Here is a 13,356-nt window from a genome sequence, read left to right as displayed (position 1 = left end):
TTTTCGAGCAAGATGGTCAGCCTTTAACTTCACGTTGAGATAATGCGGCATCATATCACAGGCTTTGTAACCAACGTAAACTTGCCCATAACAAGGGCAGTATAATGATAAAGCTAAACCAGATAGCACAGGCACGTGAGGTCAGCTTAATTGCAGGCGTGATGTCATCACAGGTTGGCTGCGGACCGTAGCACAATTTATCCACATTGATACGCACGCCAGCAAACTTCTGTGGTCCACCGAGCTCGATTCTCAAAATACTGGCCACGAGATTCACACTGAGAACATAACCTCGAATAGCGTGATGATTTTTAGGGGCTCTAAAAAGTTTTGCAAACGCCTTAGGCCCGCCTTGAATGGCGAGCGACAGGCTCCACAACCAAGCCGGAATCGCCAGCAAGATAATCGATACACCATTCACAGTACTGCAGAAATGTTGATACTTTGGTTGAATGGGCGGCCAGCTCAATTCGAGTTGTTTGAGCATGCGCACTGCTAGCACTAGCGGTGCTCCAGCAATAGCGAAAAAGAAAATGGTCGATGCTGTGCCGTAAATAGGCGCTGTGGCGAGTTTTTCTATGGTGGCTTTGGCTAGGCCTATTTCCGACAAACTATCGGTATCGCGCACCACCCAAGGCTGTAAAAGCTTTTTTGCGCTGGTATTGTCTCCACGTTTTAAGGCTTTAGCGATTTCATCGGCGACTTGGCTAAACCCTGCATCGGTTAAACACAGATAAAGCACCAAAAATTCGAAAAACCATGGAAAGGCAGCCAGTTCGAGCAAAAAGGTGATAATGGCCCAAAATGGAAACAGCAATAGCAACATAGCTAAAAAGCCTGCTGTGGCTTGTTGGCTTGGAGATCGTTCAGGGCGATTCACTTTGGCAGCGAGTTGCTTGGCTAAATGGCTAAACCAAATAAGCGGCTGCATTTCCCGTGGCAATGGCGCTAACCGCGCCAATAACAAAGCAAAAAAAAGTACCAAAAAGCCTTCAAACAAAGCGCCATCTATCTCGACAAGTTGTTGATAAAAAGAGGTGTGCATTCGGTACTTTCCACTTAAGTGATTATTTTACTGCGCTAGGATTCAGTTGCTCAAGCAGCAACATGACCATCAGAGCCGAGTGATAACCCGCTTTGACAATATAAGAGTCGAAATCCACTGGCGAGTCATTGTTGGCGTTATCCGATAAAGAGCGGATCACCACAAATGGCACTCCAAACTGATGACAAACTTGAGCGATAGCTGCGCCTTCCATCTCACAGGCGGCCATAGTCGGGAAGTTTTTGAGCATGGCTTGGGTGCGAACAGGATCGCAAATAAAGCTGTCGCCAGTACAAATCAAACCTTCAATTGCTTTGACTTCACCTAGTTGAGCAATCGCTTTGTTGGCGGCTTCAACTAAATGTGCGGCAGGAATAAACGCAGCTGGTTGCTGCGCCATTTGGCCAATTTCATAACCAAAGGCGGTGACGTCCACATCATGGTGACGCACTTCAGAAGAAATCACGATATCGCCAATGGCCAACGAATCCACAAAACCACCGGCAGAACCAGTATTGATTACCGCATCCGGCGCATATTTTTCGATGAGTAGCGTGGTCGCAATACTTGCGGCGACTTTACCTATGCCTGAGCGAGTCACTACTACGTCTTTACCTGCGAGAGTACCAGCAATAAATTCAATACCAGCAATGGTTTGCGATGTCGCATTTGTCATGGCGGCGATCAGGTGAGCGACTTCTGGCTCCATTGCGCCAATAATTCCAATTTTCATGGGAGACCTTTTTGATTCAACACTTAAAGAGTGGGACACGGGAATGCTGGCTAATATACCACACAGTTTTATGCAGTCGTTATGGCGAGATTGGGATTGCTTGATAATGGCTGAACTCGTTTGCACGAGTCCAGCCATTGGAGTGCTTGTTAAAATGACAAGGGTAAAATGTTTTTTTACCGATAAAACAAACACGTGGCGCTGAATCTATAGCGCTTAGTCTAAGTAGTTAAGAATACCTTGGGCGGCATCGCGACCTTCGGCAATGGCTGTCACGACTAAGTCAGAACCGCGCACCATATCACCACCGGCAAACACTTTTGGGTTGGTGGTTTGGAATGGGTTTTCGTCTAACTTGCTCGCTTTGACTCGGCCCCATTGATCGAGCTCGATACCGTGTTCGGCAAACCAAGGGGCAGGGCTAGGCTGGAAACCAAAGGCGATAATAATCGCATCGGCTTCGAGCAACTGTTCGCTACCGGCAATCGCTTCGGCGCGTTGACGACCACTTGCATCGGCCTTGCCCATGGCTGTTTCAACGCATTCAATGCCGATCACTTTGCCATCTTGGGTTTTAATCGCCACAGGTTGACGGTTAAACAGGAAGTTAACGCCTTCCTCCCGCGCATTTTGCACTTCACGACGTGAGCCTGGCATGTTGGCCTCGTCCCGGCGGTAAGCACAGACTACGCTGCTGGCACCTTGTCTGACGGCTGTGCGCACACAATCCATCGCAGTATCACCACCGCCTAATACCACCACACGTTTACCTTCAAGGTTCAGGTAGGGCGTTTCAGTATTCTGGGTGCCCATTAAATGATGGGTGTTACCAATCAAATAGGGCAGGGCTTGGTATACGCCTTGGGCATCTTCACCCTCAAGGCCTGCTTTCATCGCGGTATAGGTGCCCATACCGAGGAAGACGGCATCGTATTCTTCGAGCAGTTTAGTAAATGGGATGTCCTTACCTACAGTGACACCGAGTTTGAACTCAATGCCCATGCCTTCTAATACACTGCGACGGGTCGCCATAACGGCTTTGTCGAGTTTAAAAGACGGAATACCGTAGGTGAGTAGACCACCAATTTGTGGATATTTATCAAAGACCACAGCTTTAACACCGTTGCGAGACAGAATATCCGCGCAGCCTAAACCCGCAGGACCTGCACCGACAATCGCTACTCGTTCAGCGCGCGGCGTGACCTTGCTCATATCTGGGCGCCAGCCTTGGGCGATTGCTGTATCGGTAATGTATTTTTCGACATTACCGATAGTGACAGCACCAAAGTCGTCGTTAAGGGTACAAGCGCCTTCGCAGAGTCTGTCCTGTGGACAAACTCGGCCGCAGATTTCGGGCAGAGTGTTAGTCTCATGCACTAAATCCGCCGCTTCCATGATGCGACCTTGCTCCGCTAGCTTGAGCCAGTTAGGAATATAATTGTGTAGCGGACATTTCCACTCACAATAAGGATTGCCGCAATCTAAACAGCGGTCCGCTTGCTGTGCCACTTCAGGCTGAGCAAAAGGCTGATAAATCTCAATAAACTGAGTCGCACGTTTAGCCGCAGGGTGTTTAGCGGGGTCTTTACGACCCACTTCAATAAATTGAAAATCGTTACTCATGCGCCATTACCCCGCTTTTACAACTAATTCTGGGCTCGATTTCTCTAACTTGAGCAGATCGGCCACGGCAATATTTTTAGGTTTCACTAATACGAAGCAATCTAACCAGTTACCAAAATCGCTTAAGATCATCTTGGCATGTTCACTGCCCGTTTCGGCCACGTGGGCTTCAATCAGACCTTTTAAATGTTGTTGATGGATCGGTGATTCGAGTTTTTGAGTATCGACAAGCTCAGTATTCACACGGCGATTGAAGCGGCCGAATTGATCGAACACATAGGCAAAACCGCCTGTCATCCCAGCGCCGAAGTTCACCCCTGTTTTGCCAAGGACAACCACAATGCCGCTGGTCATGTATTCGCAGCCGTTATCGCCAAGCCCTTCGACCACAGCAATCGCCCCTGAGTTACGTACTGCAAAACGCTCGCCCGCTTGACCTGCGGCAAAGAACTTGCCGCCCGTCGCACCGTAAAGGCAGGTGTTACCGACAATGGCGCTGCGTTCACTTTGGAACGGGCTGCCAATCGGCGGATAAATCACAATTTGACCGCCAGACATGCCTTTACCCACATAGTCGTTGGCATCGCCGCAGAGTTTTAACTCAAGGCCTGGGCTGTTCCACACGCCAAAGCTTTGGCCGGCACTGCCGTTAAAGCTCAGTTTGACCGGCGCTTTGGTGCCTTTGACGCCGAGTGTGCTCGCGATATAGCCTGACAACGTCGCGCCAACGGAACGGTCGGTGTTGTTGATGCTGTAAGCTGCATCGAAACTCTCGCCCTTATCGACGGCGCTTTGGCATTCGTTTAATAAATGCTGGTTAAGCAGCCCTAAATCCGCCGGTGGATTGGTTTCTTGCCAAGTGCGTGACGAGGTTGCTGGCACCTTGGGTTGATACAAAATCGGTGACAGATCTAAGCCTTGTTGCTTCGCGGTTTGTCCTTCGAGGGCATATAACCATTCGCTACGACCGACGAGGTCTTCAAACTTGCTCACCCCTAAGGTCGCCATCCATTCACGAACTTCCTGTGCAACAAACTCAAAGTAAGTCATCACTCGCTCTGGCAGACCATGGTAATGGTTGTCACGCAGGTTTTTATCTTGCGTCGCCACGCCAGTTGCGCAGTTGTTCAAGTGGCAAATACGCAGGTATTTACAACCTAGGGCGATCATAGGCACAGTACCAAAACCAAAGCTTTCGGCGCCCAATAACGCGGCTTTAATCACATCGGTACCGGTTTTTAGGCCGCCATCGACTTGCAGGCGAATTTTATGGCGTAGACCATTTTCTACTAGCGATTGATGCACCTCGGCTAACCCTAGCTCCCATGGACTGCCCGCATATTTCACTGAGGTAATTGGGCTAGCACCTGTGCCGCCGTCATACCCTGAAATCGTGATCATGTCCGCATAGGCTTTGGCCACGCCGGTGGCGATGGTGCCCACACCGGGTTCTGACACAAGTTTCACTGAAATCAGCGCTTTAGTGTTGATTTGCTTCAAATCGAAAATCAGCTGGGCTAAATCTTCGATAGAGTAAATATCGTGGTGCGGTGGCGGTGAAATCAAGGTCACACCAGGACGTGCATGACGCAGTCCGGCGATTTCAACGCTGACTTTATGGCCGGGTAACTGACCACCTTCACCGGGTTTTGCCCCTTGGGCGACTTTAATCTGCAACACATCGGCATTAACTAGATAATGCGCCGTGACACCAAAGCGTGCCGAGGCAATCTGTTTAATTGCAGAGTTGAGTTCAGTATTAAAGCGGCGTGCATCCTCACCACCTTCACCTGAGTTCGAGCGGCCACCTAAGCGGTTCATCGCGATAGCAAGAGCTTCATGGGCTTCAGGGCTCAAGGCGCCTATGCTCATGGCGGCACTGTCAAAACGTGAATATAGATTTGATGCCGCTTCTACATCGGCGACATCAATCGATGTTTGTGCGCCTTTAATACCGATTAAGTCACGCAGTGTGGCCACGGGACGATTGTCGACGAGTTCGGCGAATTTTTTATAGCTCGCAAAATCTTTGTCAATCAATGACGCTTGCAAGGTGTTGACCACATCAGGGTTGAAGCAGTGATACTCGCCGCCCTCAACGTATTTCAGCAGGCCACCTTGCGGTAATGGCACATGGGCACGGTAGGCCGCTTTGTGCAGAATAGCCTGGTCTTGGGCGATGTCTGCAAAGCCTGCACCCTCGATGCGGCTAATTACGCCTTTAAAACACAGTTCGATCACTTCGCTGGCAATGCCTATGGCTTCAAATTGCTGACTGCAACGATAGGAGCCGACAGTGCTGATGCCCATTTTGGACATGATCTTACGCAAGCCTTTTTCGATGCCGTAGCGGAAGTTCAACATCAATGCCGTGGTATCGGTTAAGTCATGGCGTTTCGCCAGTTCGGAAATTGACTCATACACTAAATACGGATAAATCGCCGTGGCACCAAAGCCAAGCAATACGGCAAAGTGATGCGGATCTCGCGCCGATGCGGTTTCAACTATGATATTGGTGTCGCAGCGCAGGCTCTTATTTACCAGCATTTGCTGCACAGAACCGACCGCCATGGCCGCGGGGATCACTTGCGCCGTTTTACCTATGGCTCTATCAGAAAGGATCAACAAAGTCGTGCCGCTGCGGGCTAAACGCTCGGCTTCGGCTGTGATACGGCGAATGGCACTTTCTAAGCCTTCCTGTGGTTCGTAATTTAAATCGACAATATTGGCGCGATAGTAAGTGCTATCTAATCCCAGTAACTGGTTAAAATCACTGAATAATAAAATAGGTGAATTGAACATTACCCGGTAAGCATGCCCAGTCGTTTCATTGAAGAGGTTCTGTTCACGGCCAATACAAGTGGTCAACGACATGACGTGCTTTTCACGTAATGGATCTATGGGGGGATTCGTTACTTGAGCAAATTTCTGCCTAAAATAGTCATACAGGGAACGTGACTTTTTCGACAAGACCGCCATAGGTGTGTCGTCGCCCATAGAACCTGTGGCTTCTTCACCTTGCTTCGCCAATACCCAAATGACTTGTTCTAATTCCTCACGGGTATAGCCAAATTGTTTTTGATATTGCAGCAATAGTTCAGGGCTTAATTCGCTGGCACCGTGCTGCTCAGAGGCTAAATCTTCCGCTGGCGTTAAAGTACGGCTGTTTTTCGCCATCCACTCTTTGTAAGGGTGGCGGCGTTTAAGATCGTTATCAATTTCAAAAGATTGGTACAGGCGGCCGTTCAAGGTATCTAATACCAGCAATTCACCAGGCCCAACACGGCCTTTTTCGATGACTTCATCGGCGGCGTAATCCCAAATTCCGACTTCGGAAGCTAAGGTCAAAATACGATCTTTTGTGATCACATAACGCGATGGACGCAGACCGTTACGGTCTACGGCGCAGGCGGCATGGCGACCGTTGGTCATCACAATACCTGCTGGACCATCCCAAGGCTCCATGTGCATAGAGTTAAAGTCGTAGAAGGCTTTTAATTCGTCATCCATTTCCGGATTACTTTGCCAAGCAGGCGGGATCAATAGACGCATGGCACGGTATAAGTCCATGCCACCAGATAACAGCATTTCCAGCATGTTATCTAAAGATGAAGAGTCTGAGCCTGTTTCATTCACAAAGGGAGCGGCCTGCTGCAAATCTGGCAGTAGCGGTGAATTAAACTTATAGGCACGGGCGCGGGCCCATTGACGGTTACCCGTAATCGTATTGATTTCGCCGTTATGGGCTAAATATCTAAACGGCTGAGCTAATGGCCATTTAGGAGAAGTATTCGTTGAGAAACGTTGATGGAATAGGCATATAGAGCTTTTTAAGCGAATGTCCGCGAGATCGGGATAAAACGCGGGCAAGTCCACAGGCATCATCAGACCTTTATAGACGATAACTTGGCCTGACAAACTCGCGACATAGAAGTCTTTGTCGTCGGTGATCTGCTGCTCTAGGCGGCGACGCGCCATATAAAGGCGACGTTCCAAGTCTTTTTCACGCCAGCCAATGGGGGCGTTGATCAGCACTTGATAGATTTGTGGCAGGCTAGCCTTGCCAATTTCACCTAACACATCGGGATTGACAGGCACCTTGCGCCAGCCTGCAATACTTAAGGTTTCACGCTCGAGTTCGCGCTCAAGAATAAACTTGGCTTGGTCAGCCAGTTCATCATCTTGACTTAAAAACAGCATACCTACGGCAAATTTTCTGCTCAAATGCCAATCATTTTCCGCGGCAATCGCTTCAAAAAATTGCACGGGTAATTGCATTAATAAACCACAGCCGTCGCCAGTGCGACCGTCGGAGGCAATGCCCCCGCGGTGCTTCATGCGATCTAGACCATGGATTGCCGTGCGCACTATACGGTGGCTGGCTTCGCCATCCATCTGTGCTATCAACCCAAAACCACAATTGTCCCGCTCAAAACTGGGATGATATAAGCTCATACAAAAACCTCCCTAGACCTCAACTGATTACTACTCGGGGAGAAAATGTAAAGACTTTCTATAGATATGCACCCGAACCACCCAAATTAGCCTGAGATTCAATAAAGGTCAAACCAAAAATTTGCATAAAACATGGGTATTAATTCATGTTTCATACACAAATCACAATTGCCTTACGTTAACGTCAACAGTAAAATGTGCCGTATAACATTATGAATAAAAAGAATTTTAAAAACTATCAAACTCAAAATTTACCAAGGTATAACATGCTGATGGGATTGTTTTTGATTTAGAAATAGTGATTTTTATTGCAAACACAGTAAGTAGATAAAAAATTAAAATTGTTGAATTGTTATTCATTTTTGATGTGAGCAAGATCTCAGCGGTAAGCTGGCTAATTTGAGGGTGCGCACATTTATGATAATAACGGTATGAGTCAGGCGGGAATTTGATGTAGCGCCAAGAAAACTCTCGCTACCTTATTTACACTAAGCTTTTTCTTCTATTTGTTCACGTATTTTCTTTTCTATTTGTGATTTTATCTTGGTTATTCTCAATGAAGCGATATGAAATTTGGTGGGTGCTCTGATGGGGCTTGATGCATATGTGAACACCTTTGGTGCCGTTTGCAAGGCGCGATATGGCACCCGACTGCGAAAACTCACTATAGATGCCAAGTTTACTTGCCCTAACCGTGACGGCACTTTAGGGCGCGGAGGTTGTACTTTCTGTAATGTGGCGTCATTTAGCCATCAAACCGCCGATGTATTGAGTATTACTGAGCAACTCGAACAGGGTAAGAGCCGCTATCGTGAGGCGAAGCCTCAGGCACAAGCCGATAAATTTATTGCTTATTTTCAAGCTTACACTAGCACTTATGATGAATATCAAGTGTTAATGGCTAAGTACGATGAAGCGGTTAAAGATGGCGAGATAGTCGGTTTATGTGTAGGAACTCGCCCCGATTGTGTGCCGAATAATGTACTGGATTTACTGGCGCGCTATCAGGAAAAAGGTGTCGATGTGTGGTTAGAGCTCGGGTTGCAAACAGCCAAAGATGAAACACTGCGTAGAATTAACCGTGGCCATGATTTCGCTTGTTATTGTGACACTGTGTCGAGGGCGAGAGCTCGCGGTCTTAAGGTGTGCACTCATCTCATTCTTGGCTTACCCGATGAAACCCATAGCGATTATATGGCGACTTTAGCTGCTGTATTGCAGCATGGCGTTGATGGCTTGAAGCTACATCCTTTGCATATCGTCGAAGGTAGTACTATGGCTAAGTCGTGGCGAAGTGGGCGCTTACCTTTATTGAGTCTTGAGGATTATGCCCACAGTGTCGGTGAGATGATCCGCCATACTCCCGCGGAAGTGATTTTTCACCGTGTCACCGCTTATGCGAAAAAACCTATGCTATTAGCACCCGATTGGTGTGTCTATCGTTGGGATGGATTGGTGGCGATTGTGGATAATTTGCAGCTTTATGGTGGACAAGGGCACGCATTAGCGCAACGATAGAGGCAAGTTAGTGGGATAAATTTACTCCCCAAATGTTATGTCGTCGCTATTATGTCGTAAGCGTTTATTTACGACTATTAGTTTGTTTTTTGTTAATTTTAATCTGAATTAGACCATGAATATCGCTATAAGTTGCACTGACAATTTTAGTGGGTATCATGTGATAAATTCGTTTTAAGCATTGAACCACTTAAGGGAGGCCTTATGGCCACAGTTGAATTAGAAGCAATCCTAGATCTCAATACTCTCGAACAGTACTGCAGCGCCATTGGTGCCGGTACCTTACTCAAGAGTGTGGTGTTATTTGAGCAGCTAATGCCTGAATATGTTGGAAATCTAGTGAAGGCTAACGACGCAGCAGACAAAGATACCTTATGTTCAGAAGCACATAAATTTAAAGGTGCTGCAGGTTCTGTGGGGTTAAAACGTATTCAGCAAATCGCCCAATTATTACAGCATGGCGAAGAAGCAAGATGGGATGCTGAACATGGCTCTTGGGTTGCTGACATCGTTGAACACGCGAGTGCAGATTTACAACAGTTAAAGTTATTCCTCCAAGCCAAAGCATAAAATATTACTTGCTAAGGTAAGTTAAGGCGCAGCAATAATGTCTATTGTTGCGCTCAATTGAGTGAATCTTGCATTGGTTTTACGATTAAGTTTGTTGTTTTCGACATTTTCTTGTTAGCGCTTTTCCCATCTTATTTTGTTACTCCCACTTAAGTTTTACGGCGAACCGATTGAATATCGATTCGGGTCACAATCCTGATATCTTATGCCGCGTTATTGCTCATCACTTATGCTAAAGTAGATTTAATTTCTTAATTCATAACCTTAATGGCAATCGAGAAAATGAAAAGTTTACCTAGCTTAAAAAACTTATTCTATTTGGTGAATCTCCATCAAGAGCAGAATTTTAACCGCGCCGCTAAGGTGTGTTTTGTCAGTCAATCAACGCTTTCAAGTGGGATCCAAAACCTAGAAGAGCAGTTAGGACATCAGTTGATTGAGCGAGACCATAAGTCATTTATGTTTACCGCCATTGGTGAAGAAGTGGTGCAGCGCGCCCGTAAAATTCTCACTGATGTGGATGATTTGGTGGAATTAGTGAAAAATCAAGGTGAGCCGATGACGGGGGATATTCGCTTAGGCTGTATTCCAACCATAGCGCCTTTCCTATTGAGTCGTGTGATCCGCCAGTGTCAGCAATCTTATCCGGCGATGAGTTTATTATTGAAGGAAGATACCACTGAGCGTTTGCTAGATGCTTTGGGTAAAGGAGAGCTGGACTTATTGATCCTAGCGCTACCCGTTGATACTAGCGGTTACCACAGCATGAAAGTGGGCATAGATCCTTTCAAAATGGTTGCCCACAAAGATTTAGCGGGTGGCATACATCAACCTATTGATTATCAAACTCTGCCGGACGAGAGCATTTTTCTTCTGCAAAGTGAGCATTGCATCACTGGCCATGCTATTACTGCATGTCAGCTAGGTGATAGTGCGAAAGTCAATCCGTTTGCCGCCACCAGTTTGCATACTTTAGTGCAGATGGTGAACAGTAAACTGGGCACCACGTTTCTTCCGCAAATGGCCATTGACGCGGGTATTTTGAATGACACAGATTTAGTGGTGATGACGCCACCGGGTGAGGCACCTTACCGTGATATCGGCCTTGTCTGGCGTCAAACCACCAGTCGGATCTTAACTTTCCGCACTTTAGGTTTAATGATCCAAAAATTATTAGCTAAGGACGAGGAATAAACTGACTGTAACTGCAAAGCATTAATTCAAGCTAAAGCTTAAAGTCGATTACAAATCAGAGCGGGGAAACGCCAAACACTTCAATTGAGTGTTGTTTCCCTTTGAGTTTTACTGGGCCTAGATTTGATAGGTGATACTGAGTGTTGGGGTTATCTAAACGTCCCGCGAGTGCGCCCGAAATCAACATGCGCTGTCCTAGTGGATTACATTGATCTTGCAGTCTTGCTAAGGTATTGAGCACGTCACTAAAGAAACTAATTTCTTGTTTCTGTACACCAACAACTGCAGCGACGACTTGGCCACAATGGGCTGCCGCTTTAAATTTCGGCACAAAGCCATAATGCTCTTCAAAGTAGCGGCGTTGCCAGTTCAGTTGTTGGCTAAATTCAAAATAAATATTCATGCAGCGGTCGTGAACTATCCCTTCTTCTAATGGCCAGTGAAGCAGCACTGCATCTCCCATATAGCGGTAGATTTCAGCTTCGTTATTGGACACTGTATCTGAAAGTAAACTAAAGCTGTCTTGGATCAATCGACTAAAGCGGTAATCGCCAAGTGATTCGGCATGTGTGGTTGAGGCGACCATGTCTAAATAGAGGAATAAGCGCTGCTCATATCTTGGCTTGTGGTATTTACCAAGGCCTATGTTGAGTAAAATACGCGGCCCGACTAATAATGCCATTTGCTCGACAAAAGCTAAGCTGACTCGTACGACGACCAAATATACGATCAATGCTTGGAATGAAGGGCTATAGAGAATGTGCGCCGTCAGCATCTGTCTGAGGGTCGACATGTGATTTTCGATGGCCCACATATTTAAAAACTGAGTCATGTAAGCTAACGTCGTAGCACCCAGTAATAAAAACAAGCCCTTAAAGATGACTGAAAACACATAGGGGAGGCGATTGATTGCACTGAAATCTGCAATGACGTTCGACATCCAATGTAAGCTGCCAAAAATTATCCCCATGTAGATAGCAAGTGTTGCGAGATCAGCCGAACTTACAGCCCATTGGGGCAGCTCTGGTGATTGGGCATATCGAAAAAACACGAATGCAGCCATGGCAATCGCCCAAGCTAAAATCGCAAAAAGGAGTTTTTTCGCTTGTCTACGTGCTCTCACTGCTTGATTGGTATCCGAATACGGCTGTGATTTCAGGATGCCGTAGTTTATAGAAAAGAGTCACCTTAGTGCCAGTGAAATTTGTGATCTGGATCAATCCAAGTCCATATCGTTACTAAAAATTAACCAAATACCTTATTAAGTATCATAGCAGTGAAACTGGTCTTTAAATAAAAGCCCCTAGGGTTGGTCATTTTGAGGCTACCATCTTCGGCAATGCTTTGTGTTAACGCCTTACTATTAGCGGCCTTAGGGCGCAATTGCAGCACTTCGCCGTGGCGCGCTGTAAGCCTCTCTACTTTTCCGAGGGCGATAAGCTCCATGATCTCTTCCCAATCCTGTTGCAGTAATTGCAACTCGTGCGGATCCGGTTCCCACAATATTGGCGTACCTATACGGCGCTCACCCACAGGAATATGCCTCTCTCCTTCAACGGGTACCCAAAGTACTCGCTGTAACTTATGGCAGACTAAGCTGTTTTGCCAGGTTAATCCTTGGATATTCGATAGCGGCGCCACGCAGACATAAGTGGTCTCCAGCGGTCGCCCCTGTGTATCAATGGGGATAGTTTTTAGCTCGACCCCTAAATGTAGAAAATCTTGCTCAGGTTTAGAACCCGCCGTTGCGCCTAATTCCATTTCGATTAATTGACCGACCCAACCTTTATCGCGTTTAAGATCCTTGGGGACACGAATGCTTCTTTGGCTGGCTATCTGCGCCAAACTCACGCCCGCCATCATGTTGGCACGTTCGAGTAGTTCAGATAGATTTTCGGGGGGGATAATTCGATTCATGGCTGGATTTTACTTAAAAATAACCGCTTAGCAATGGCGGTTAAAAAACGAGCACTACAGGGGGAGTGAACTTGTACCGAATGTTTTTATTCTAAGTAACTGATTTTAAATTTTATATCCGTGTTAACCCCCGTTTTGCAAAAAAGTGTTCAAAGTTACTCTCTGCTTTCCCTTGCGTTCCCCACATACTTATCCACAGATATTATGGATAACTCAGGAAAGTGAGCCTCTTAACCTAATAAAAATCCTAAGTCAATGCGAATAAAGTGCATTTATTCTGGCTTTTGTGGACAGTTGTGGA

9 protein-coding genes are annotated in these 13,356 nt (G+C 46.7%); 3 read left to right on the top strand and 6 right to left on the bottom strand.

Annotated elements, in window-relative coordinates:
- Nucleotides 1-55 precede the first annotated feature (55 nt).
- From L5L94_RS01530 to gltB, 4 genes are all read right to left on the bottom strand, one after another.
- On the bottom strand, nucleotides 56-1,045 hold the full coding sequence (locus tag L5L94_RS01530; protein WP_263160839.1) for a cobalamin biosynthesis protein: 990 nt from the start codon (nucleotides 1,043-1,045) through the stop codon (nucleotides 56-58).
- 22 nt (nucleotides 1,046-1,067) lie between these two features.
- Nucleotides 1,068-1,778, bottom strand: a complete 711-nt coding sequence (locus tag L5L94_RS01525) for a 5'-methylthioadenosine/adenosylhomocysteine nucleosidase (RefSeq protein ID WP_028760844.1) — start codon at nucleotides 1,776-1,778, stop codon at nucleotides 1,068-1,070.
- A gap of 216 nt (nucleotides 1,779-1,994) precedes the next feature.
- On the bottom strand, nucleotides 1,995-3,401 hold the full coding sequence (locus L5L94_RS01520; RefSeq protein WP_263160837.1) for an FAD-dependent oxidoreductase: 1,407 nt from the start codon (nucleotides 3,399-3,401) through the stop codon (nucleotides 1,995-1,997).
- Between the two features lie 6 nt (nucleotides 3,402-3,407).
- Nucleotides 3,408-7,856 (bottom strand): glutamate synthase large subunit, encoded by a 4,449-nt coding sequence (gltB, locus tag L5L94_RS01515; protein ID WP_263160835.1) that lies wholly within the window; start codon nucleotides 7,854-7,856, stop codon nucleotides 3,408-3,410.
- 588 nt (nucleotides 7,857-8,444) lie between these two features.
- On the opposite strand from gltB, the gene L5L94_RS01510 reads away from it, so the two are divergent.
- From L5L94_RS01510 to oxyR, 3 genes are all read left to right on the top strand, one after another.
- A complete protein-coding gene (locus L5L94_RS01510; protein ID WP_263160834.1) occupies nucleotides 8,445-9,374 on the top strand; it encodes a TIGR01212 family radical SAM protein in 930 nt (309 codons plus the stop codon).
- 204 nt (nucleotides 9,375-9,578) lie between these two features.
- Nucleotides 9,579-9,944, top strand: coding sequence for an Hpt domain-containing protein (locus L5L94_RS01505; RefSeq protein ID WP_028760840.1), 366 nt, complete (start codon nucleotides 9,579-9,581; stop codon nucleotides 9,942-9,944).
- A 282-nt stretch (nucleotides 9,945-10,226) separates the two neighbouring features.
- Entirely contained in the window at nucleotides 10,227-11,138 is a 912-nt protein-coding gene (oxyR, locus tag L5L94_RS01500) for a hydrogen peroxide-inducible genes transcriptional activator OxyR (protein ID WP_028760839.1), read from the top strand.
- Nucleotides 11,139-11,193: 55 nt separating this feature from the next.
- Here oxyR and L5L94_RS01495 read toward each other — a convergent pair whose 3' ends face one another.
- The gene (locus L5L94_RS01495) at nucleotides 11,194-12,261 is read right to left on the bottom strand and encodes an adenylate/guanylate cyclase domain-containing protein (protein WP_105249866.1); all 1,068 of its coding nucleotides are present in this window, start codon (nucleotides 12,259-12,261) and stop codon (nucleotides 11,194-11,196) included.
- A 122-nt stretch (nucleotides 12,262-12,383) separates the two neighbouring features.
- Nucleotides 12,384-13,055, bottom strand: coding sequence for a DNA mismatch repair endonuclease MutH (gene mutH, locus L5L94_RS01490; RefSeq protein WP_131523041.1), 672 nt, complete (start codon nucleotides 13,053-13,055; stop codon nucleotides 12,384-12,386).
- Nucleotides 13,056-13,356 lie beyond the last annotated feature (301 nt).

This window comes from Shewanella sp. SM21 (assembly GCF_025654335.1).
In the GTDB taxonomy this organism is placed as follows: Bacteria; Pseudomonadota; Gammaproteobacteria; order Enterobacterales; family Shewanellaceae; genus Shewanella; species Shewanella oncorhynchi.
This window is presented reverse-complemented; position numbering and strand designations above follow the sequence as displayed.

What these genes read in the sequence shown, in the direction of transcription:
- L5L94_RS01530 (WP_263160839.1), bottom strand. Translation starts at nt 1,045, where the DNA reads ATGCACACCTCTTTTTATCAACAACTTGTCGAGATAGATGGCGCTTTG.
- L5L94_RS01525 (WP_028760844.1), bottom strand. Translation starts at nt 1,778, where the DNA reads ATGAAAATTGGAATTATTGGCGCAATGGAGCCAGAAGTCGCTCACCTG.
- L5L94_RS01520 (WP_263160837.1), bottom strand. Translation starts at nt 3,401, where the DNA reads ATGAGTAACGATTTTCAATTTATTGAAGTGGGTCGTAAAGACCCCGCT.
- gltB (WP_263160835.1), bottom strand. Translation starts at nt 7,856, where the DNA reads ATGAGCTTATATCATCCCAGTTTTGAGCGGGACAATTGTGGTTTTGGG.
- L5L94_RS01510 (WP_263160834.1), top strand. Translation starts at nt 8,445, where the DNA reads ATGGGGCTTGATGCATATGTGAACACCTTTGGTGCCGTTTGCAAGGCG.
- L5L94_RS01505 (WP_028760840.1), top strand. Translation starts at nt 9,579, where the DNA reads ATGGCCACAGTTGAATTAGAAGCAATCCTAGATCTCAATACTCTCGAA.
- oxyR (WP_028760839.1), top strand. Translation starts at nt 10,227, where the DNA reads ATGAAAAGTTTACCTAGCTTAAAAAACTTATTCTATTTGGTGAATCTC.
- mutH (WP_131523041.1), bottom strand. Translation starts at nt 13,055, where the DNA reads ATGAATCGAATTATCCCCCCCGAAAATCTATCTGAACTACTCGAACGT.